Origin of the sequence: Clostridium intestinale DSM 6191, from assembly GCF_900130055.1 — a bacterium.
Taxonomy (GTDB): domain Bacteria; phylum Bacillota; class Clostridia; order Clostridiales; family Clostridiaceae; genus Clostridium_T; species Clostridium_T intestinale.
Genome location: NZ_FQXU01000016.1, coordinates 38,351 through 60,960, shown reverse-complemented (window position 1 = coordinate 60,960; position 22,610 = coordinate 38,351). Strand labels below are relative to the sequence as shown.

Sequence of the window (22,610 nt, the reverse complement as noted above, 5' to 3'; positions counted from 1 at the left end):
CTATGATACAAGATAATATGTATATAAAAGAAATCCGTTTAAAAAAAGAAATTTATGAAGAAGAGAGCTATATTAAGAATTTACCTGTTGTTAGTAATTTAAATAGTTTAGCTTTATCAAGCAATGTAACTTTTTTTGTTGGTGAAAATGGTAGTGGGAAATCAACGTTACTAGAAGCTATTGCAGTTAATAGTGGCTTTAATGCAGAAGGTGGAACTAAAAATTTTAACTTTTCATCAATGGAAACTCATTCTGATTTATATAAGTATATTACTGTAGTAAAAAGTGTGAAGCGTCCTAAGGATGGATTTTTTCTAAGAGCAGAAAGTTTTTATAATGTAGCTACAGAAATAGAAAAATTAGGTGCTATACATAGCTATGGAGGAACTTCATTACATAAAATGTCACATGGTGAAAGCTTTATTACTCTTATGACTAACAGGTTTGGTGGAAATGGGTTATATATTTTAGATGAACCAGAGGCTGCGCTATCCCCAATAAAACAGATGTCTATGCTGACTGTTATTAATGAACTTGTAAAGCAAAATTCTCAGTTTATTATAGCTACTCATTCACCTATACTGATGGCGTATCCAGATGCAGATATATTTGTTATTGATGATAATGGAATTAATAAAACCACCTACAAAAAGACTGATAATTACATGATAACAAGAAAGTTTTTAGAGAATCCTGAAAAGATGATACGTTATTTGTTTGAGTAAATTAGTATGAATATTTAGCTTTATATAATATAATAGATCTTAAAATAGAAAAGGAGATAAATTAATTATGATAGAATATAAATTTGACACACAGTTATTAATTGAAGGGAAAAACCTTTCAGAAGATGAAATAAATGATTATATAACAAAAAATATTGAAGGTGATTCTTTACTTGCAGTTGGTGATGAAGAATTAATAAAAATTCACTTTCACACAAATATTCCATGGAAAGTACTTGAGTATTGCTCATCTTTAGGAGAAATTTATGATGTTGTTATAGAAAATATGGAAAGACAATCAAATGGGCTTCAAGGTTAAGGAAATTTAAAATATTTATGTATTTACTTTAGAAATAAGAGTTTGGAGAATACATGAAAAAGATTATGAATGAACAATTAATATATGAAATACTTTCAGTTGTAGAGGAAATTCCAGAAGGGAAAGTAGCCACCTATGGACAAATTGCCAGCCTTATTGGCAGAGACAAAAATGCAAGACTTGTGGGGAAAGTTCTAAGTATGGCAGAATTTTATGGTAGATATCCATGTCATCGTGTGGTAAATCATGCTGGAAGATTGGCACCGGGATGGCGGGAACAACGATTTTTGCTACTAGAAGAAGGTGTATCCTTTAAAGATGAAAATCATGTTGATATGAAGAAAAATCATTGGGATTATTAGAATAGAATATAGAAAAAAATTGTGTTTTTAATAGTGATGAAATGAGTCTTTCTTTAATGAATACTTTTATATATAATATAAAGTCCAGCTTTTGCTGGACTTTACTAATATATTTACAAATCTTATTAAACACCAGAATATGCTGAAAATCCGCCGTCAATCGGAAGAACTACACCATTTATAAAGCTTGAAGCAGATTCATTTACTAAGAATAATAATGCTCCTATAAGCTCTTCTGGTTCACCGAATCTTCCCATTGGAGTACTGTTTAGTATTTTGTGTGAACGCTCAGTTAGGCTTCCATCAGGATTCTTTAAAAGAGCAGCATTTTGAGCTGTTACAAGGAATCCAGGAGCTATAGCATTTACTCTTATTCCTACCTTAGCAAAGTGTACTGCAAGCCATTGAGTAAAGTTTGATATAGCTGCTTTTGCACCTGAATATGCAGGTATCTTTGTGAGTGGAGTAAATGCATTCATTGAAGAAACATTTATTATACTGCAACCTTCTCTACCTATCATATCTCTTGCAAATTCTTGTGATGGTAGTAAAGTTCCAAGGAAGTTAAGGTCAAATACAAATCTTACTCCTTGCTCATCTAAATCAAAGAAAGTAATTAAATCCTTGTTATCTTCAGCTAAATCTTCTGGGAATAAGTATTCTTTTGTTGTTGTTCCCTTTGGATTATTTCCTCCAGCACCATTTATAAGTATGTCGCATGGTCCGAATTTTTCTAATATAAGCTCATGAGCTTTTTTAAGGCTTTCTTTATTTAAAACATTTGCCTCAACACCTAAAGCTATTTTACCATTAGCTATAACTTCAGCTGCTTTTCTTTCAGCATTTTCAAGTTTTAGGTCAAGTATTGCTACTTTTGCACCACATTCTGCAAGAGCATCTACCCAATACCCCCCAATAACTCCAGCGCCACCTGTTATAACAACTACTTTATCAGTTAAATCTATATTAAATGGAAGTTTCATTTTATTTTTCTCCTTTATCTGTTTTAGTTAGTGTTTCCCATATTCCTGTTAAGTACATTGCTCCTAAAGCACGGTCATATAATCCATAACCAGCTCTTCCTGTTTCTCCCCAAATCATTCTTCCGTGGTCTGGGCGAAGGTATCCTTCATAATTGTGTTTATGAAGAGCTTTCATTATTTCAACAAGGTCTAAAGAACCACAAGGTGAATAATGAGCACTTTCTTCAAAACCGCCATCATCAAGAAGCTTAACATTTCTAACATGCATGAAGTGGATACGTCTTTGAGCAGCATATTTATCTATCATTTTTACTACATCATTAAAGCTTCCAGATCCAAGAGAACCAGTACAGAAAGTTAAACCATTGTATTCACTATCAACAAGTTTTAAGAACCTATCTAGGTTTTCTTCGTTTGTAATTATTCTTGGAAGACCAAAAATATCATATGGTGGATCATCTGGATGGATTGCCATCTTAACTCCAGCTTCCTCAGCAACAGGTATTATTTCTTTAAGGAAATATTCAAGACTGTTCCATAAATCCTCTTTAGTTATCTTCGAGTATTTATCAAATACTTCTTTAAGACTTTCTTTAGTATAACTTGAATCCCAACCTGGTAAAGAAAGTTCACCAGTAAGTGGGTCCATGTCTTTAATTTGATCAACATAATAAACTAAAGCAGTTGAACCATCATCTAATACCTTATCTAACTGAGTTCTTGTCCAGTCAAATACAGGCATAAAGTTGTAACATATTACTTTAACCCCAGCTTTACCTAGGTTTCTTATGTTTTCTTTATAGTTTTCTATATATTTATCTCTTGTAGATAAGCCAAGTTTAATGTCTTCATGTACAGGAACACTTTCAATTACATCAAAATTTAAACCAGCATTTTCAACTGTTTCTTTAAGAGATAATATGCTGTCCATACTCCATTTTTCACCTACAGGAACATCATATATTGCAGTTACAATACTGTGCATGCTTGGGATTTGTCTAATATATTCTATTTTTACAGGATCATCATTTCCGTACCATCTAAATGATAATTTCATAAGTTTATTCCTCCTACATTTCTAAATATTTCTTTATATTTTTAAAGCATATAGCTTCAACTATTTCTTTAAGAAGTTCATCATCATTTTCAAATTCACCAGAGTCTACAAGGTTTCCTATAAAGCTGCATAAAATTCTTCTAAAGTATTCATGTCTAGCATAGGATAGAAAACTTCTTGAATCAGTAAGCATTCCTAGAGAATAAGCTAACATTCCTTGTTCTCCTAGGGAAGTTAAGTGATCAGTAATACCTCTTTTATGGTCATTTAACCACCAAGCTGTACCAAACTGTACTTTACCTTGAACACCATCTTCACTAAAACATTGAGGAAGAGTTGATAAAACTATGTTATCTTTTGGGTTTAGGGTATAAAGTATGGTTTTTGGTAAGGAGGCTTCATTATTAATATCATTAAGTAATTTTGAAATATGGGATGCAATTTCAAAATCATTAGTAATATCAAAACCAGAATCAGGACCTGTCTTACCTTGCATTACTTCATTATTGTTTCTAAGAGCTCCTATATGTAGCTGCATTACCCAGTTTTTATCATTATATTCTTTAGCAAGTTGTTTTAAAGTAAAGAACTTATATTTCTCTGCCTCAGACTTTGAGATAGAATCACATTTTAATCTTCTACTAAAAATTAGGCTTACTTCAGATTCATCTGTGGAGAAGTATTCTAAACTTTCAAGAGAGTGGTCTGAAAGCTTACAGCCAGCTTCATTAAAATAGCTAACTCTTAATTTTATAGCCTTCAAGAAATCTGAGTAGGTTTTAATATCTATAGAAGTTACAGTTGAAAGTTTTTCAATATAATCCTCAAAGTCTTTATTTAATAAATTTAGTGATTTATCTGGTCTAAAGGTTGGAAGTACTTTAAAAGTTAAATCACTTTTTTCAGCTAATAGTTTATGATATTCTAAATCATCAATTGGATCGTCAGTAGTACATATAAGCTTTACATTAGAGTTTTCTATAAACTTTACAGGAGATAGATTTTCATCTTTGATTTTTTTATTGCAATAATTATAAATTTCTTCAGAATTATTTTCTTTTAAAATTTCAGTTACACCAAAGAAGTTTTTAAGCTCTAAATTTGTCCAATGATATAAAGGGCTTCCTATTAATCTTTCACAAGTTTTTGCCCACATTTTAAATTTACTAAGATCATCTGAATCTCCTGTTACATACTTTTCAGGAACTCCAGCATATCTCATTGCTCTCCACTTATAGTGATCAAATCCAAGAAAAATCTTAGAAATATTATTAAATGTGTTGTCTTCATATATTTCTTTAGCAGATAAATGACAATGGTAGTCATAAATCGGAGCATTTTTTGCAACACTATTATAAATACTTTGAGCCGTCTTGCCGTTTAATATAAAATCGTTATCTAACAATAACATCACCTCAATTAAGTTTGAAAGTATAATCTTTTTTACAATTTGATTATAGCAATAACAAAAATTAAAAAGTATGTTATTATTGCTATATAACATGCAAAAATTGCTCAAATAATAAAGGAGTTTTAAATGAGAAATAAGGTTCAGCAGTACTCAAATAGACAGTATATGCTTTCTACTGATTATGAAATATTTCATTATAAAAATACTGAAATGACAGGAGTGAGCCTTCATCATCATGATTTTTATGAATGTTATCTTTTTATTTCTGGAGATGTAACTTACCATATAGAAGGTAGAATATATAATTTAGCACCTGGTGATATAGTACTTATTAATTCAAAGGAACTTCACAAGGCAATTATAAATAACAAGGATGCAGCTTATGAGAGAATTGTATTATGGTTAAATAGATCTTTTTTAAGGAAAATATCAAGTGAAGAAACAGATCTAACTCTTTGTTTTGAAAGTGATAAGAAAAAAAATGTTTTAAGAATGGACTTTGAAACTCAAAAAAATATCAGATTAGTATTAAATAAGATATTAAGTGTTCAAAAAAATAAAGGTTTTGGTTATGAACTTTTATATTCAGCTTATATTACTGAGCTTATGGTTTATATAAATACCATATTGTTTAATAAAGATATTGTGCTTGATATAGATATAAAAAAGAGCAATTTAATAGATAGCATAATAGAGTACATAAATAATAATATTGAAGAGGACATAACAATAGATGAACTTGCAGAGTATTGTTATCTTAGTAAGTTTCATCTTTCAAGAGAGTTTAAGAGACATACAGGTACAACAATTCATAAATATATAGTTCAAAAGAAGCTTATTCAGGCAAAGGAACTTATACTTAATAATATATCTATAAAAGAGGTATATAAAAAATGTGGTTTTGGGGATTATTCTAATTTTTTTAGAGCTTTTAAAAATGAGTATGGAGTAACACCAAAGCAATTCTATGAAAGCATGTATAAAGAGTAAAAGGCTTAAAGCTGATTTAGAGTAATCAGCTTTAAGCCTTTAGTAAATATTCTTTTGGAGTATAATAAGTTAGTTTTTTAAATACTGAACAAAAATAATTATGGTTTTCAAAACCTACCTTTAAAGCAATATCTGTAATGGAAAGCTTATTTTGCTTTATTAGAAATTTTGCTTCTTCAATTTTCATTTTATTTATAAATTCAGTTATAGTAAAGTTAGTCTCCTTCTTAAACATTCTTGAAAGGTGAGAAGGGCTTATTCCTATTTCATTAGATATAGTCTTTAAAGATATCTTGTTGTAGAAATTTACTTTTATATAATCAATACATTTTCCTACTACAGGACTATATTGAGAAATTGAAAAACTTTTTACTAGATCACAATATTGTAAAGTCATCTCTTTCAATAAACTATCCAATTCTGCCTTACTTGTTACTTTTTCTATCAATATAGCGAACTTATCAGAAATATTGTGTATATAAATAGGGGAAACTCCACCTTTATCTGCACCTATTCTAAGAAGAGTATTAATAACAAAACCGTAATTTTTCCATGCTCTTAAAGGGTTATTAGGAACTCTGTGGGTTGGATTAAACTCAAAGCTGTTCATAAGCTTGAGTGCTTCTTCACTTTCACCTTTAGCTACTGAATTCTGAATTTCTCTTTCTAATTTATATCTAAATTCTATATCAGAATAAAACTTTCTATCATCTGTCTCTTGGGAGTCCTTTATATTTGAAATACCATTATTGCTTTGAACAAAGGATATATTGCTATTAATAAGAGGATTTGACGATAGATTTACCATAAGAGAGCCTATATTTTTATAAGTTTTACTATCTAATATAGTAATGGCTTTGTAGTATTCTCTAAGTTCTTGCCTATATCCAAGAGGAAGATTATTTAATTGAATGATCTTAGATATTAATAAGTCATCTGGAATATCTGAGAGAAAAGGGCCTACAATAATTGTTCCAGAAGAATAGTTTTGTTCAGTAAAAATTCCTAAACACAAATAATTAAGATTAAAATTATCAGTGTAGTACAATAAATCATTGGAGTTTTTATTCTTAAGAAGATTCTCCATATCTAATATACTTGAAAATCTTAAGTCTTCTATTATAAGGGGTTTTTGGAACTTGAATAATTGAAGAGAAGAGTTATGAGAACTATCAAAAAACTCCACATCTATATTAACTAAGTTATGAATTAAAGAGCATATGTTATAAATACCTTCATCTATATTATCAATTCCAACATTCATAGATAACCTCCTTAAATAAGCTTATTTTTAGAATATAAGAATTTTATGATTAATGCAATAATTTTATACTTTATAGCAAAAAAATGAAAGAAAATATTGTTTAAAAGTTATAAATTTAAATTATTAATGATTAAGAGGGAGGATATAATCTAATGAAACGTTCAGAGATTATAAAAAACATAGTTGATACAGGGGTAGTTGCAGTTATAAGAGCTGAGTCAAAAGGAGAAGCAATTAAAATAATTGAAGCGGTTAAAAATGGAGGTATTAAGGCACTTGAAATTACCATGACTGTGCCTGGTGCTGTAGATATAATTAAGGAATTATCGGAAACATATAGAGGGGAAGATGTAATTATAGGAGCAGGAACTGTACTTGATCCTGAAACAGCAAGGGCTTGTATACTTGCTGGAGCAGAATTTATTGTTAGTCCATGCCTAAGCATAGAAACTCTAAAAATGTGTAATAGATACGGGGTAGCTGTTATACCAGGAATAATGACAGTAACTGAAATTGTAGAAGCTTTAGAATATGGTGTAGAAATATTAAAAGTATTCCCGGGAAATGCTTATGGTCCATCCATTATAAGTTCTTTCAAAGCACCGCTGCCACAAGCTAATTTTATGCCTACTGGAGGAGTAAATTTAGACAATGTAGCAGAGTGGATAAAAGCTGGAGCTATAGCAGTAGGTACAGGTGGAGATCTTACTAAAGGAGCTAAAACAGGAAACTATGAAGAAATCACAAAAGTAGCAGCTGAATTTGTGGAAAAAGTAAGAGAAGCTAGGAATACTATTTAGGTGGGGGTATAAAAATGAAGGAAGTATTAACCTTTGGAGAAACTATGGTACTTTTTAATCCTCAAGCTAATGGTCCACTAAGATTTGTAGAGGGTTTTAGTAAATCTATAGGTGGAGCAGATTCTAATGTTGCTATAGCACTTGCAAGATTAGGACATGAAGCAGGATGGTTTTCAAAAGTTGGAGATGATGAGTTTGGAAGATACATTAGAAATACGGTTCGTGGAGAAGGAGTAGATGTATCTAGATTAAAAGTTGATAAGGGTGCAAGTACTGGAATACTTTTTAAAGAGAGAGTTAATAATACCAATCCCAATGTTTATTATTATAGAGCAGGCTCTGCTGCAAGTAGATTATCCATAGAAGATTTAGATGTAGAATATATAAAAGACACTAAGATAATTCATATTACAGGAATAACACCAGCATTATCTGAAAGCTGTAGAGAAACTGTATTTAAGGTATTAGAGATTGCAAAAGAGAACGGAATAACTATTTCCTTTGATCCTAATATTAGATTGAAACTATGGACTTTAGAAGAAGCAAGACCTGTACTTCTAAAAATTGCAGAGATGGCAGACATTATATTCCCTGGAATAGAAGAGGGAGAAATGTTATTAGGATTAGATAATGAAAAAGACATCTCAGAAAAGTTTTTAGAAATGGGCTGCAAAACAGTAGTAGTTAAGCTTGGAGAAAAAGGCTGTTATGTAGCCACTAAGTCTGAGAAGGAATATATACAAGGGTTCCAAGTAACAACAGAAGATACAGTTGGAGCAGGGGATGGTTTTGCAGCAGGATTTCTATCAGGGGTATTAAAAAACCTAAGTTTAAGAGAATGCGCGGTACAAGGCAATGCAGTTGGTGCTATGGCAACACTTGTAAAAGGTGACATGGAAGGTTATCCGTATTATGAGCAGCTTATGGCGTTTATGGGAAATAAAAAAGGGATAGATAGATAAATAACAAATAATAAGAGTTCAGCAAAATTAATGCTGAACTCTGAATTTTTATATTACTTTATTTTCTTCTTTCTTGATGATCTTGGCAGCATTTATTGCTATCAAAGAACCGTTTTTTGTTTCAAAATAACCTTTTTCAATTATTAAATTCATTAAGCGTTCTATTTCTTCTTTAGTTACATTTTCTCTAACATCGGCTATAGACAAAGAAGCCTTTGAACCGTTAGAAGTTATAAAGCTTATAGATAAGACATTACTCACAGAAAACCCTCCTTCCGTCTTAAATTTTGTTTATAGAATTAATTAACCTTAACTAGTTTAAAGACATCGGTTAATAGAAAATCTTTAGTATCATTAGCTAAAAGACCTTTTATAGCTTCAGCTAATTCATAAAGATCATCAACACTACAATCAGCACTTAAGCCGGAAAATCTAAGCTTTTTATAGACGGTTTTACCAACTTCATTAGCTCCACCTTCAACTTCAATAGTAAGTTGAGATGAAGTTTTTTGCTTATCTATTGCCATATATACCACCTCCTTTCGTTAGTGCTATATAAAAACAATATATGCAGGAAAGGAGAAAAAGGTCACAAAATATCTAAAATGGTAAAAATATACATCAAATAAAGATTAATAAATCCAGTAGATATAAAAGTCATCTACTGGATTTATTGAAAATATATAGTTTATTTATAATCTTTAGAAAATACATTAAAATAATGTCTAAGAACCTTTGCCATTCCTTCATTTGAAGCTTTTTTTAGTGCTATAAAGTCTACTGGTTTCACCTGGTCAATCTCCTTCATTGCACCTACCAAAAAGTCGGTGAATACATTGATTTTAGATATGCCTTCTATTGCACATCTATGAAGATTATCATCACCTGTTCCTGAGCCACCATGCAGAACTAATGGAATTTCTATAGCCTTTGCTAATTCCTTTAGTCTTTCAAAATTTATTTCAGGATTCTTGTTACCTTTATATATTCCATGGGATGTTCCTATAGAAACAGCTAAAGAATCTACACCAGTTTGCTTCACAAAAGCCACTGCTTCTTCAACAGTTGTATATATGGATGAGGTTCCGCTTTGTCCTTCACCTTGTCCAACGATTTCACCTTGACCAACATGTCCAATTTCAGCTTCAACAGTTATTCCTTTGGGATGTGCAAGTTCAACAACTTCTTTTGTTTTACGCACATTTTCCTCGAAACTATCCATAGATGCATCTATCATCACAGAGGTAAAACCTAAATCGATTGCACTTTTAATGTATTCAATATCTTCACCGTGATCAAGATGTAAAACTATTGGAACATTAACGCTTTCAGCCATAAATTTTCCTACAATAGCCGCTTCTTCTAGAGAAATTATATTACGATGTGCTTGAGCAAAGGATAGAATAATAGGTCTATTGTATTCTTCAGCAACTTCAACAAAGGTTCTAGCAGAATCTAAATCTAAAAAATCAGGTGCTGGAACGCCATAGTTATTTTTTTTAGCATCTAATAATACTTCTTTTGAATTAACTAACATTTTTCTCCCTCCATATTAAATCAATTATTCACCTATTATTATAATTTTACATTTACGAGTACGAGATCTTGTACGGTCAAAGTCTACGAAATAAACGTAACCTGTAGTTCCAACTCCTAGGGCTCCATTATCAACTTCAAAAGTTTCACTAGAACCAAGTAGAGTTGCCTTTAAATGTGCATCGCAGTTAAATAGTGCAGAACGATCTCCGTTTGGTAGATAACTTGAGGCATCTGGCCAAGATTCAACAGCTTTATAATGCTCTTCCCCAGGATAATTGTATTGCCCAAGTGCAACATTATCTGGAATTATTTTTTTTAGTACATCATTTAAGTCTACTTGAAGAAATTCATCCCCATTTTCAGTGTAATCATGAACAAATTCTTCAAAAAATACTGAACAGGTAGTGTGGGGAGAAATTACAACACAGATACCATTTTGTATGTTACTTTTCTTTATTGCTTCCCTTACTTGTGGAGTAATATCAAAAAAACTTGGTGTTTCTCCGTGAGATGTTAAACTTATTTGTTCTTTATAAATGCTCATATTATAACCCCCTATTTATTCCTTATCTTTGATTGCTCTAACCATTGCTTCAGCCCATTCTTCTATACGCTTTTTAGGATCTGGAGCACCTAAAATACCATTTGTTCCTCCAGTACCATCAGCACCAAGCTTAATAACGTTATAAACATCCTCAGCAGTAGTAACCCCTGAAGCTATCATAACTAAAGTATTAGGACTCATTTCTCTAATCTTTTCTGTAGTTTCTATTACATAACTGTTATCTGCTGTTTTACCTGTTCCTATTAATTCTGTAGGTTCAGCTAAGATTATGTCTGGATTAAATTTAGAAAGCGCAACGGCTTCAGAAACAGAGTCAGCACAGACTATAGTTTTTATATCAAGTTCACGTGCCCTTTCAATTGTCTTTGATAATTCTGCTACAGTCATTGGATTTTCAGCGTGGTTTAAAAAAACTGCTTTTGCACCAGCTTCTTTTAAAGATTCTGGCAAAACATGTCCCATTCCACGACCTGGTTTTAAAGATTCCATATGCTGAGCAGTTACAATTACGTTAGTAGTATTTTCACTAATGTAACGAATATCTGCAAATGGACATGTAAAGAACATTTCTATACCTGTTTCTTTAGCTATTTTGTCAGCAGCTAGTGCTAAATCTAGAGATCGTTTTCCATATAGATAGGATTTTGGATTTACAACTAAAAATGGTGTTCTTATTTTCATAAATTAATAGACCCTCCTTTAATTTATTTCTTTACCACTGGTAAAATAATTGTACCATAGGTAAAAATGGTCATCAATATTAAAATAGAAAATATTATAAATTTTAGGACTTGAGATAAATTGATAAGTGGAGTATAATTATTACCACTGGTAAACAAGAGGGGTCTTTTACTTGATGATTTTTCTTAAATATATTATTATTAAGTGAAAATAAATTTTAAAATAGATGATTTTAATTAATAGAAAGGGGCTGATTTTGAATGAAGAGAACAGGTACTCCATTACATTTGGAGATTCAGGATGAAATGATAGCCTATTTTTCTAAATTCGAATATTATTCACCATTACCAGGTGAACGCGATTTATCTAATATGTTTAATGTAAGTAGACCAACCATTAGAAAAGCATTAGAAAAATTAGAGGATGAAAATATAATTGTAAGAATTCAAGGAAAAGGAACCTTTTACATAGGAAATAAAGTTCCAATAGATTATTCAGATTCTAATAATAATGGACTTGGATTATCTAGTATTTTAAGCTCAGCAGGGAAATTTACTAAAAATCGTGTACTTAAACAAGCTGTTGAATTCCCAAAATCCAATGTAGCATCTTATCTAAATATTTTAGAAACTGATTTGGTATTTCACTTAAAGAGAGTTAGGTATGTTAATGATGATTTGTATTCTCTAGCAGATGATTATATTCCATTAAAAATATGTCCTAAATTAATTGATATTGATTTTACAGAACATAATCTTTTTAGAACACTTGAGGAGCATAATGTAACTCCATATAAAGAGGAAAAAAATATAGAGATAAGAAAAGCTGATATTCAAGAAGCTACATATCTTAATCTAAAAGAGAATGATCCTATATCTATTACCCGTATTACAACCTACGATAAAGATGGGAATATCATTCAATATGCAACTTCTAAATCAGATGCTTATAAAAGTACATTTAGAATAATATCTAAAAAAGAATAGAATACAGGAGGTTCAAAGAAACTTACTTAATAAGTTTCTTTGAACCTCTTAATTTTAGATAGATTATGCAAAGAGAATATCAACTGTTGAACTAGACTTTATATGTAAATATGAAATAAAATTAATTTTTTTTGTGTATAACATTTGTCTTAACTTGTGTCTAAATATTTTGATATATATTTATACACAAAGAAAAACATAAGAATATTTTAGACAGTAAATTTAGTGTATAAGTGTATAGAGACATAATTCATTATACTCTTTGCGACAGAGTATAAAAACACCATGAGAGTGCATAAATACTAGGTTTACAGGTATATTGACAAAACAAATAAAATATTTTATTGTTAAATCACAGTATGTAGTGTATAACTTCTTTAGGGGGGTGTTTTAATGAAATCTAATAAAGAATTAGTTTATGATTTTATAAAAAAATGTACAAGCTCCGTACCAACAGAAGATAATAAAGGAGTTACTACACAATACTTGTCAAATAGATTAGGAATGCAAAGAACAAACATAAGCAGTATCTTAAATAGCTTAGTTAAAGAAGGAAGTATAGAAAAAATAAATGGTCGACCAGTTTTATACAAACTCAAACAAGATGTATTAACCATAAGCGGAGAACAATCTTGTTTTAATAAGCTAATAGGTTGTGATGGAAGTTTAAAAAATGCGGTTCAATTGGCCAAAGCTGCAATTTTATATCCTCAACAAAGTTTGCATTCATTAATTTTAGGTCCAGAAGGGTCTGGTAAAAGCTTCTTTGCTAATATCATGTATGATTTTGCAAAGGAAAACAAGATAATTAAAGAAACTGCATCATTTGTAAAATTTAATTGTGATAATTACAGTGAAAATTCAGCTCTTATAGTTAATGACCTGTTTGGTGATGATAACAATTCTGTATTAGCTAAAGCTCAAGGAGGAGTTCTCTTCATTGATAACATAGAACTACTTCCAGTAGATGCAAGAAATTATTTAATACAATTAATTGAAAATAACTCAATAGAAATAAATGGAGTTAAAAGAAATTTTAATGGAATTATAATCTGTTCCATGAATGATAAGTCAAATAAAAGCTTTATAAAAAATTATTCAAAATATATTTCTATAAAAATTGAGCTACCATCATTAAATCAAAGGACATTAAAAGAGAGATTCGATTTAGTAAAACATTTCTTTACTATAGAAGCTGAAAAGAGCAATAAAACTATACAGATAAACCCAGAAGTTATGATTGGGTTATTATTATATCATTGTGAAAGAAACATAAAGCAATTAAAGAAAGATATTCAATTAGGCTGTGCCAATGCATATGTAAGGGAGTTTCATACTGATAATAATGATATTTTAGTTCATATGTCAGACTTTGAATATTATATTAGAACAGGTTATTTAAACTTAAAAAATCACAGATTGGAAGTTAAGGAACTAATATCTGAGAATTATAATTATGCTTTTTCTAAAGAACAAGCTACTATTATAGCAATAAATCAAGATAAAAACTCTAAAAAACAAACTATGTATGACTGGATTGATGCAAAATTTAATGAGCTAAGTGCTAGGGGTATTGAAAAACATGATATTAATACTATTTTAAGTATTAATATAGAAAATGAGTTTAAACAGTACAGTAGACGATTGAGTGAACAAATAATTGATAAAGCTCAATTAGCTCAAATAGTGAACAGTAAAATTATTAATTTGGTAAGTAATTTTTTAGAGGAAGCAACAATTAAATTTAATAGAGTATATCCCGTTTCAGTGTTTTACGGTTTATGCTTACATCTTAATTCTACACTAAGTAGACAAAACAAATCACAAAGATTAAGCAACGAACAAATTATGGAGATTATTAAATATAATCAAGATGAATACGCTTACTGTGTTAAATTTGTTAGTCTCATAGAAAAAGAGTTTAAAATATCCTTGCCAATAGATGAGGTAATATTTATTACTATGTTTCTTGCAAAAGAAAACCTAGTTGATGAAGATAAAAAGCATCCTGTATTATTAATAGCTCTTCATGGAAACTCAGCTGCGCATTCTATTGTTGATGTTGTAAACTTCATGAGTGGGTATCCAGCATATGCTTATGATATGCCTTTAGATACAAGTACTACTGTTGCTTATGAAGAATTAAAAATGCTTATTTTAAAAATTCATAAAGGAAAAGGTATTTTTGTCATATATGATATGGGATCCTTTAAAGCTATGTTTGATATGATTTCAACCGAAACTGGAATCGAGATTAAAAGCATGCAGCTCCCATTAACTTTATTAGCTTTAGATTGTAGTAGAAAAGTTATGCTTGACTTAAATCTTAATGAAATTTATGAAGATATGATAGAAACTTATGAGAATATGATGTATGTACAGAAAAATACTTATTACAAAGTTAATAGTACTGATATAATACTAACTCTTTGCATGAGTGGAGAGGGTGCAGCAATACAAACCAAGAAGTTTATTGAAAAACATGTTGAACTTAAAGATGTAGAGATTATTCCATTAGCAATATCTAATGAGAAATTTTTAATTGAGGAAGTAAATAAAATTAAAGAAAAACACAATATTCTTTGTGTAGTTGGGAGCTACGATCCAAGACTTTTTGGAATAAAATATATACCAATTACAGATATTTTTCAAAATAAGGCAAAAGAGCTTAAGGTTACTTTACAATTGAATTCCAATATAACAACAGATAGTGAAACTTTAAATGATGATTTAAACGTTATCTTCAATCACTTAAGTGAAGAGCTAGAAATGGTCAATATGGAAATTCTGAGAAGGTATCTTCCAATAGCAATTAATAATTTTATTAAAGCTAGCAATTGTATTTTAACTAAAGATCAACAGGTTTCACTAATGATTCATGTTGCATGTTGCATTGAGCATATTAAAAAGCATAGTGATATTCCAATAAATATATATGCAGATGAAATAATTAGTGAAAATATAATACTCTATAAAGCTTTTAAGAAAAGCTTTGAGATATTGGAATCAGAATTTCAAGTTGTATTTGATAACAATGAAATTGCAAATATGATTTCAATAATAAACAAATCCTTTAGAAGATAAGTAAAAATGAAAGGCAAAATAGGAGGAATTTTTAAATGTCAAATTTCGCTAATTCAGTTGAAAAAAATATTACCCCATTAATGGGGAAGATAAGTTCAAATAAGGTAATTAAATCCCTTACTGCTGGTATGATGTATACAATGCCACTTACCCTTGGTACTAGCTTAGTTGCTATAGCAGCTAACTTCCCAGTGACTGCATGGACTAATTGGTTAGCTTCAAGTGGTATAAAAACTCATATGACTGCAGTAATAGGCGGAACAACAGATATTATTGCATTATTTTTAGCATTCATAATTGCATATAATTATGCAACATTAAAAAAAGAAGATGGTGTTACAGCAGGAGTACTATCACTAGGTTCTTTTATCATATTAATGCCTCAAGTATATAAAGTTGCAGAAGGAACATCAATAAATGTTTTACAAAAGTCCTATTTAGGCGGATCAGGAGTATTTGTTTCAATGCTTTGCGCTATACTAATATCCCAAATTTATATCTATCTAAATAGAAAAGGCTTAAATATAAAATTACCAGAAAGTGTACCAGAAATGGTATCAAAATCTTTAAGTCCAACCTTTATAGCAATGATTATTTTTGTAGTCGTATTAGCAGTTAGAATAGTTTTTGGCTATACTGAATATGGAAATGTGTTTGATTTTATCAATTCTACTATTGCTAAGCCAATAATGGCAATGGGGACATCACCAGTTTCTATAATAATTATTTATGCACTATGTAGCTTATTATGGTGTTTCGGTATACATCCAAGTTCATTAACAAGTGTACTTATGCCAGTATTTATGACCGCAATCACAAGTAATGTTAATGCCTTCCAAGCAGGAACTATATTACCTTACTTAGCATTCCAAGTAACATATGTTTATATAATGGTTGGAGGTACAGGTGGTACATTAGGATTAGCCTTTGATATGGTACTATTTGCAAAATCGGAACGTTTTAAAACCTTAGGAAAACTTGCAATAATACCTAATATATTTAACATAAATGAGCCTATTATATTTGGAGCTCCTATAATATATAATCCTGTATTTATGTTACCAATGACACTTTCTCCTATAGTAACTGGAGGCCTTGGATTATTATTTGTTAATCTTGGGTTCTACAATAAATTTAATCCTACTGTTAAGTTACCTTGGACAATGCCTGCGCCTATAGTACATTTATTGCAAACAGGTATGTTAGCAGCTATTTGTATAACTGCTGCTATAATTGCAACTGCAATAATATACTATCCATTCTTCAAATACGCAGATAGACAAGCATTAAAAGAAGAGCAAGCAAAATAAGCAAGTAAATAAAGTTTAAATATTACTTTAGTTAAAATAATAATTGCAAATTGATAGGAGGAAACAAAATGGTAAATATTTTATTATGCTGCTCAGGTGGTATGTCTACAAGTATATTAGTGAAAAAAATGAAAGCAGCAGCTATTGAGAAGGGAATAGAAACAGAAATATGGGCGATTCAAATGCAGGATATAGATAAACATAAGGAAAAGGCTGATATTATTTTATTAGGACCTCAAATCAGATATGCCTTAGGGGAAATTCAAGCAGAAGTATCAACTAAGCCTGTATTTGTTATTGATATTATGGATTACGGAACAATGAATGGAGAAAAAGTTTTAAACATAGCATTAGATAAATTAGGAGACGCAAAAAATTAGGAGGCAACATACATGGATAAAGTAGAGATGATTTGTTTTGAGATAATATCTTCAGTAGGAACTGCAAGATCTTGTTATGTAGAAGCTATTAAAGAGGCACGAAACGGCTATCTATCAAAAGCAGATGAACTTATAACAGAAGGAAATGAAATGTTACGTAAAGGACATGCTGTTCATGCATCATTAGTTAGGGATGAGGCTGAAGGAAGAAAAACAGATATAAGTTTGTTATTAATTCACGCTGAGGATCAGATGATGAGCGCAGAAACTTTAGGAATTGTATCAAAGGAATTAATAGAACTATATAGAAACAAATAATTTAACTATGTAAATTAATAGATCCATCCTCCTTTATAAATTAGTTATAAGATTACATAGCTAGTAGAATAAAGGAGGATTTTTAAAACAAAGGAGAGAAAACAATGGTAGATAAATTTCCAGATAATTTTTTATGGGGAGGTGCCGTAGCTGCAAATCAACTTGAGGGGGCATGGAATGTTTGCGGTAAAGGAGTAAGTACAGCTGATGTTGCTACTGCCGGTTCTGTGAATAAACGAAGAGAATACACTGATGGAGTTATTGATGGTATATACTATCCATCTCATGAAGCAATAGATTTCTATAATAATTATAAAAGTGACATAAAGTTATTAGCAGAAATGGGGTTTAAATGCTTTCGTTTATCAATAGCATGGACTAGAATTTTCCCAAATGGAGATGAAGACGAGGCAAATGAAGAAGGTTTGAAGTTTTATGATAATGTGTTTGATGAATGTTTAAAGTATGGAATTGAACCAGTAGTAACAATCTCTCATTATGAGATGCCCTATAACTTAGTTGAAAAATATGGTGCATGGAGAAATAGAAAGCTTATACATTTTTACATAAATTTTTGTAATACTATTTTTAATAGATATAAAAATAAGGTTAAGTATTGGATGACTTTTAATGAAATAAATGTAATTGCATATCAATCTTTTATCTCGGCTGGTATTAAGTTAAAAGAAGGAGAGCGAAAAGAGCAGGTTGTTTATCAAGCCGCTCATCACCAGTTAGTTGCTAGTGCTAAAGCTGTAGCATTAGGACACTCTATTAATCCAGATTTTAAAATAGGTTGTATGCTCCTCTATCCTTTAACTTATGCTGAAACATGTAATCCAATGGATGTTTTAATAGCAAATGAATCTATGAATAAAAATTATTTCTTTACTGATGTACATGTGAGGGGTTATTATCCTAACTTTATAAAGAGATATTTTGAACGAAACGATATTAATATAGTAATGGATGAAAAAGATGAAGAAACGTTATTAAATGGAAAGGTAGATTATATAGGTTTTAGTTATTACATGTCTTTGGTTGCCACTTCTGATAATAGCAAGGTAGCAAGTACTGGTGGAAATATGGTTGGTGGAGTAAAAAATCCATATTTAAAAGCATCTGATTGGGGATGGCAAGTAGATTCTACTGGTTTAAGAATATCTTTAAACAATTTATATGATCGATATCAAGTTCCACTTTTTGTAGTTGAAAATGGTCTAGGAGCTGTTGATGTAGTTAACGAGGATGGTTCAATAAATGATGACTATAGAATTGAATATCTAAAACATCATATAAAAGCAATGAAAGATGCAATAGTACTTGATGGAGTTGAACTTATGGGTTATACACCTTGGGGATGTATAGATCTAATAAGTGCTGGAACTGGAGAAATGAAAAAGCGTTATGGATTTATTTATGTAGATAAAGATAATGATGGAAACGGAACACTTGCAAGAAGTAAAAAGAAAAGTTTCTACTGGTATAAAGAAGTAATAAAAAGTAATGGAGAAAACTTATAAAGTAAAACTTTCAAAAAAGTATAGATAAAAATAAGAGTTAGGAATGTAAATTTCCTAGCTCTTATTTTTACAAATTAACTTCTTTATTTTTTATTTCATATATAATATCTACAATAACAGATAAAGCTAATAGCACATAAATGATTATATTTTGATAGTATCTACTTATATCAAAAACATTAAATGCTATTAGAATCACTGCTATTACTGGAATATATAATAAATGCCTTTTTAAATAACTTTCACCATTATCTCTCAAAGTCTGAAACCCCTCTCTTTTTAAATAAACCTAATTAGTTTAATTGTAACAAAGTAAGATAAGAAATATTTACGTATTTTGAAAATAAAGGATAAATTAAGTTAAGCAAAGCGCATCACCTATGTGCTTTGAAAAGCCTTCAAGAAGTAAAGCACATAAATACTTTTTGAGGGCTTTTTTTATTACACCGAAATAGGGAAAATACATAAGTTAAATTAAGAATATAGAACTTTATAAGTGGCCTAAATCTTGGCATAGTGGTTGCTGATAGATAAGTAAGAAAGAAAATGGAGGAGGAGAAGAATGAAACAATTTCAAAAAGTTAAAACTGCTGTTATAGGTTGTGGGAAAATAAGTTGTATATATTTAGACAATATGATTAATAGGTTTGAAATCCTAGATGTAATTGGGTGTGGAGCCTTAAGTCTTCAAAGGGCTGAGGAAAAAGCAAGGGAATTTGGAATAAAAGCTATGTCTATTAATGATATTTTAAATGATCCTGAAATTGAGTTGGTTGTAAACCTAACTCCTGTGACAGCTCATTATGAAGTAATAAAGAAATCCTTAGAAGCTGGAAAAAATGTATATACTGAAAAAGTTATAACTCCAGATTTAAAAGATGCTCTTGAACTTAAGGAGATTGCGAATAAGCAAAACTTAAGAATTGGGTGTGCACCTGATACATTTCTTGGTGCAGCTATACAGACAGCTCGTAAGGTCATTGATAGTGGTGGGATAGGCAAGGTTGTTTCATGCCATGCAGCAGTAAATCGTGATATGGAATTTTTATATTATCCAGGAGCATTTCATACGACAAAGGGGGGAGGCATAGGTTTTAATGTTGGTATTTATTATATTACAGCATTACTTAGTATTTTAGGACCTGTTGAAAAGGTTAGTGGATTTGCTTGCAATACAAATCCAGAACATACTGTAGAGAATCCATCATTACCTCGTTATGGCGAAACTTTTATGGTTGAAAGTGAAAACGTAATGATATCAAATATGAAGTTTAAAAGCGGAGTATATGGAACAATGAACTTCACGTCAAATACCATATGGCCACAAGTACCAGTGTTAACTATTTATGGTACGGAGGGAATTCTAAATATTCCAGACCCTGATAAATTCGGAGGAAAGGTATTATTACAGAAAAAAGGAATGAAAGAATCCGTTGAAATACCTAATTGTTATGGATATGGTGAGAATTCAAGAGGTCTTGGAGTTGCAGAAATGGCATGGGCTATGAGAAAAGATAGACCACATCGTGCAAATATTGATATGGGATGTCATGCGGTAGAAATTTTAAATGGTATTGTTAAATGTACCGAAACTGGACAGGTACAGACCATGGAAACTGAGTTTGAGTTATTACCTGCATTGCCAGAAGGATATTTAGATAATTATTTTGGTAGAAATCAAGAGAGTGCTTTAATTATATAATAAAGATCTTTTATTGTGATAAACTATTATTATAAGAATTTATAGTAAAGTTGGAGGCTGATATAAATGAATAAAATGAACGATGATTTTATACTTAGTAATGGATATAAAATTCCATGTGTTGGATTTGGAACATGGCAGACACCAGATGGAGCTACAGCAGTTAGTTCTGTAAAAGCAGCTCTTAGCTTTGGATACAAACATATTGATACAGCAGCTGTTTATGGTAATGAAAAAAGTGTTGGTACAGGAATTTCTGAAAGTAAGGTATCACGTGAAGAGCTTTTTGTTACGAGTAAAGTATGGAATAAAGATCGTGGTTATGAGAAAACCATAGCTGCATTTAATAAAACATTAGATGATTTAGGATTAGACTATCTTGATTTATACTTAATTCATTGGCCTGCAAATGCAAAACAGTTTTCAAATTGGGATGAAATCAATCTAGAAACATGGCGTGCAATGACAAAGCTTTATAAAGAAGGAAAAATTCGTTCAATAGGTGTATCAAACTTTTTACCACATCACTTAAAGTCACTTATGAAAACTGAAATTCCACCAATGGTTAATCAGATAGAATTCCATCCAGGTCAAATGCAAAATGAGACTGTGGATTATTGCAAAAAACACAACATGTTAGTGGAAGCATGGAGCCCACTTGGGACAGGAAGAATGTTATCAAATGAAACACTTAAAGAGATTGCAGCAAAATATAATAAATCTGTAGCACAACTTTGTATACGTTGGTGTCTTCAAAATAAAGTACTTCCTTTACCAAAGTCAGTTACACCTTCTCGTATAAAGGAAAATAGCGAAATATTTGATTTTGTTATTTCTAATGAAGATATGTCTTTAATTAACTCTATGGAGTATTGCGGTGGATCAGGAATGAATCCTGATGATGTTAAGTTTTAAAAAATAAAAAGAATATATAGAGAAAGAGCTCAGAATTAATTTTCTTGAGCTTTTTCTAATATATAAAATTAATAACCAGTTAACTGGTTAAGAAGAAAACCAATTAAGAGTTTAACCAGTTAACCAGTTAAACAGAAAAACAGTTAAATGGAAAACCAGTTAACCAGAAAACCATTTAAAAAAAGAATTTTTATCTTAATTAAGAATATTATTTAATTAAGAGGTGATTTTTATGGCTGAGAAGATAAAGTTAGAAGGAAAAGAACTTGAAGATCTATCAAAAGAAGAGGATGAAAAAAACATTATAAATATAGAGATGCAAGAAGGCGACGAAATTGATGGTGAAGTGGTTAGGGAACTTATAAGCTCTGTTTATGATAAGATATATTCTAATATTGATAAAAAAACTATTTTAATAAATGAACAAGAAGGAGAAAAAGTTGATAAAACTAGAAAAATAATAAGAGGAGGAACTAAAAGAAGAACCCCAGCAGTAGATGGGGAAGAGTTTGAAATTAAACGAACCTATATGATGAGAAGATCAACTGTTAAGATGCTCAATCAGCTTAAAGGACTGAGTGACGATGTAGATATTCATATGAATACTATAATTGATATAGCTATTAGGCACTATTTTAATAGCGTAACTGAAGAGGGCAAAAATGAAGTGTATTTAGCAAGAAACAATAAGGGTTATTAAGATACCTTTTCTTAATTTGTAAATCACATACTTT

The 22,610-nt window shown here is 30.4% G+C and carries 25 protein-coding genes; 15 read left to right on the top strand and 10 right to left on the bottom strand.

The features are described 5' to 3' along the window. Positions 1 to 2: 2 nt before the first annotated feature. The 3 genes from BUA92_RS19715 (at position 3) to BUA92_RS19705 (ending at position 1,406) form a co-directional block, all read left to right on the top strand. The gene (locus BUA92_RS19715; protein WP_073022379.1) at positions 3 to 725 is read left to right on the top strand and encodes an AAA family ATPase; all 723 of its coding nucleotides are present in this window, start codon (positions 3 to 5) and stop codon (positions 723 to 725) included. A 67-nt stretch (positions 726 to 792) separates the two neighbouring features. Continuing rightward, positions 793 to 1,044 (top strand): kinase to dihydroxyacetone kinase, encoded by a 252-nt coding sequence (locus tag BUA92_RS19710; protein WP_073022378.1) that lies wholly within the window; start codon positions 793 to 795, stop codon positions 1,042 to 1,044. Positions 1,045 to 1,097: 53 nt separating this feature from the next. Next, complete coding sequence (locus tag BUA92_RS19705; RefSeq protein ID WP_073022377.1) at positions 1,098 to 1,406, top strand: MGMT family protein; 309 nt, start codon at positions 1,098 to 1,100, stop codon at positions 1,404 to 1,406. Positions 1,407 to 1,531: 125 nt separating this feature from the next. Here the strand turns inward: BUA92_RS19705 and BUA92_RS19700 are convergent, their stop codons facing one another. The 3 genes from BUA92_RS19700 to uxaC are packed head-to-tail and all read right to left on the bottom strand — an operon-like array spanning position 1,532 to position 4,851. Continuing rightward, a complete protein-coding gene (locus BUA92_RS19700; RefSeq protein WP_073022376.1) occupies positions 1,532 to 2,389 on the bottom strand; it encodes an SDR family oxidoreductase in 858 nt (285 codons plus the stop codon). Between the two features lies 1 nt (position 2,390). Further along, the gene (gene uxuA, locus BUA92_RS19695; protein WP_073022375.1) at positions 2,391 to 3,446 is read right to left on the bottom strand and encodes a mannonate dehydratase; all 1,056 of its coding nucleotides are present in this window, start codon (positions 3,444 to 3,446) and stop codon (positions 2,391 to 2,393) included. A gap of 13 nt (positions 3,447 to 3,459) precedes the next feature. Next, a complete protein-coding gene (uxaC, locus tag BUA92_RS19690) occupies positions 3,460 to 4,851 on the bottom strand; it encodes a glucuronate isomerase (protein WP_073022374.1) in 1,392 nt (463 codons plus the stop codon). Between the two features lie 132 nt (positions 4,852 to 4,983). Here uxaC and BUA92_RS19685 point away from each other — a divergent pair, with 132 nt between their 5' ends. Beyond that, positions 4,984 to 5,847, top strand: a complete 864-nt coding sequence (locus BUA92_RS19685; protein ID WP_073022373.1) for an AraC family transcriptional regulator — start codon at positions 4,984 to 4,986, stop codon at positions 5,845 to 5,847. A 31-nt stretch (positions 5,848 to 5,878) separates the two neighbouring features. On the opposite strand, the gene BUA92_RS19680 is transcribed toward BUA92_RS19685, so the two are convergent. After that, positions 5,879 to 7,111, bottom strand: coding sequence for a helix-turn-helix domain-containing protein (locus BUA92_RS19680; RefSeq protein WP_073022372.1), 1,233 nt, complete (start codon positions 7,109 to 7,111; stop codon positions 5,879 to 5,881). A 152-nt stretch (positions 7,112 to 7,263) separates the two neighbouring features. Between BUA92_RS19680 and BUA92_RS19675 the strand changes: the two genes are divergently transcribed. Both BUA92_RS19675 and BUA92_RS19670 read left to right on the top strand, forming a co-directional pair. Next, on the top strand, positions 7,264 to 7,911 hold the full coding sequence (locus BUA92_RS19675) for a bifunctional 4-hydroxy-2-oxoglutarate aldolase/2-dehydro-3-deoxy-phosphogluconate aldolase (protein ID WP_073022371.1): 648 nt from the start codon (positions 7,264 to 7,266) through the stop codon (positions 7,909 to 7,911). Positions 7,912 to 7,925: 14 nt separating this feature from the next. Then, positions 7,926 to 8,873, top strand: coding sequence for a sugar kinase (locus BUA92_RS19670; protein WP_073022370.1), 948 nt, complete (start codon positions 7,926 to 7,928; stop codon positions 8,871 to 8,873). A 48-nt stretch (positions 8,874 to 8,921) separates the two neighbouring features. Here the strand turns inward: BUA92_RS19670 and BUA92_RS19665 are convergent, their stop codons facing one another. From BUA92_RS19665 to BUA92_RS19645, 5 genes are all read right to left on the bottom strand, one after another. Beyond that, positions 8,922 to 9,134: a DUF2922 domain-containing protein gene (locus BUA92_RS19665; RefSeq protein ID WP_073022369.1), complete on the bottom strand. Its 213-nt coding sequence runs from the start codon at positions 9,132 to 9,134 to the stop codon at positions 8,922 to 8,924. A gap of 38 nt (positions 9,135 to 9,172) precedes the next feature. Continuing rightward, complete coding sequence (locus BUA92_RS19660) at positions 9,173 to 9,400, bottom strand: DUF1659 domain-containing protein (RefSeq protein WP_073022368.1); 228 nt, start codon at positions 9,398 to 9,400, stop codon at positions 9,173 to 9,175. 161 nt (positions 9,401 to 9,561) lie between these two features. After that, the gene (locus BUA92_RS19655) at positions 9,562 to 10,410 is read right to left on the bottom strand and encodes a class II fructose-bisphosphate aldolase (RefSeq protein WP_073022367.1); all 849 of its coding nucleotides are present in this window, start codon (positions 10,408 to 10,410) and stop codon (positions 9,562 to 9,564) included. 24 nt (positions 10,411 to 10,434) lie between these two features. Next, complete coding sequence (locus BUA92_RS19650) at positions 10,435 to 10,956, bottom strand: YjbQ family protein (protein WP_073022366.1); 522 nt, start codon at positions 10,954 to 10,956, stop codon at positions 10,435 to 10,437. A gap of 15 nt (positions 10,957 to 10,971) precedes the next feature. Further along, complete coding sequence (locus BUA92_RS19645; RefSeq protein WP_021803318.1) at positions 10,972 to 11,658, bottom strand: triose-phosphate isomerase; 687 nt, start codon at positions 11,656 to 11,658, stop codon at positions 10,972 to 10,974. A gap of 260 nt (positions 11,659 to 11,918) precedes the next feature. On the opposite strand from BUA92_RS19645, the gene BUA92_RS19640 reads away from it, so the two are divergent. The 6 genes from BUA92_RS19640 (at position 11,919) to BUA92_RS19615 (ending at position 19,259) form a co-directional block, all read left to right on the top strand. Continuing rightward, entirely contained in the window at positions 11,919 to 12,644 is a 726-nt protein-coding gene (locus BUA92_RS19640; protein ID WP_073022365.1) for a GntR family transcriptional regulator, read from the top strand. 393 nt (positions 12,645 to 13,037) lie between these two features. Further along, on the top strand, positions 13,038 to 15,728 hold the full coding sequence (locus BUA92_RS19635) for a PRD domain-containing protein (protein ID WP_073022364.1): 2,691 nt from the start codon (positions 13,038 to 13,040) through the stop codon (positions 15,726 to 15,728). 35 nt (positions 15,729 to 15,763) lie between these two features. Further along, positions 15,764 to 17,038 carry a PTS sugar transporter subunit IIC gene (locus BUA92_RS19630; RefSeq protein WP_073022363.1) on the top strand — a complete coding sequence of 425 codons (1,275 nt, stop codon included), beginning with the start codon at positions 15,764 to 15,766 and terminating at the stop codon, positions 17,036 to 17,038. A 68-nt stretch (positions 17,039 to 17,106) separates the two neighbouring features. Then, positions 17,107 to 17,418, top strand: coding sequence for a PTS sugar transporter subunit IIB (locus BUA92_RS19625; protein WP_073022362.1), 312 nt, complete (start codon positions 17,107 to 17,109; stop codon positions 17,416 to 17,418). A gap of 12 nt (positions 17,419 to 17,430) precedes the next feature. Further along, entirely contained in the window at positions 17,431 to 17,736 is a 306-nt protein-coding gene (locus tag BUA92_RS19620) for a PTS sugar transporter subunit IIA (RefSeq protein ID WP_073022361.1), read from the top strand. A 104-nt stretch (positions 17,737 to 17,840) separates the two neighbouring features. Beyond that, positions 17,841 to 19,259 carry a 6-phospho-beta-glucosidase gene (locus BUA92_RS19615; protein WP_073022360.1) on the top strand — a complete coding sequence of 473 codons (1,419 nt, stop codon included), beginning with the start codon at positions 17,841 to 17,843 and terminating at the stop codon, positions 19,257 to 19,259. 67 nt (positions 19,260 to 19,326) lie between these two features. Here the strand turns inward: BUA92_RS19615 and BUA92_RS19610 are convergent, their stop codons facing one another. Beyond that, positions 19,327 to 19,518, bottom strand: coding sequence for a hypothetical protein (locus tag BUA92_RS19610; RefSeq protein WP_073022359.1), 192 nt, complete (start codon positions 19,516 to 19,518; stop codon positions 19,327 to 19,329). 303 nt (positions 19,519 to 19,821) lie between these two features. Here BUA92_RS19610 and BUA92_RS19605 point away from each other — a divergent pair, with 303 nt between their 5' ends. The 3 genes from BUA92_RS19605 to BUA92_RS19595 all read left to right on the top strand — a co-directional run bounded on the left by BUA92_RS19605 (position 19,822) and on the right by BUA92_RS19595 (position 22,576). Beyond that, positions 19,822 to 20,961: a Gfo/Idh/MocA family protein gene (locus BUA92_RS19605; protein WP_073022358.1), complete on the top strand. Its 1,140-nt coding sequence runs from the start codon at positions 19,822 to 19,824 to the stop codon at positions 20,959 to 20,961. Positions 20,962 to 21,027: 66 nt separating this feature from the next. Continuing rightward, complete coding sequence (locus tag BUA92_RS19600; RefSeq protein ID WP_073022357.1) at positions 21,028 to 21,876, top strand: aldo/keto reductase; 849 nt, start codon at positions 21,028 to 21,030, stop codon at positions 21,874 to 21,876. A 232-nt stretch (positions 21,877 to 22,108) separates the two neighbouring features. Next, positions 22,109 to 22,576: a hypothetical protein gene (locus BUA92_RS19595; protein WP_073022356.1), complete on the top strand. Its 468-nt coding sequence runs from the start codon at positions 22,109 to 22,111 to the stop codon at positions 22,574 to 22,576. Positions 22,577 to 22,610: the final 34 nt, after the last annotated feature.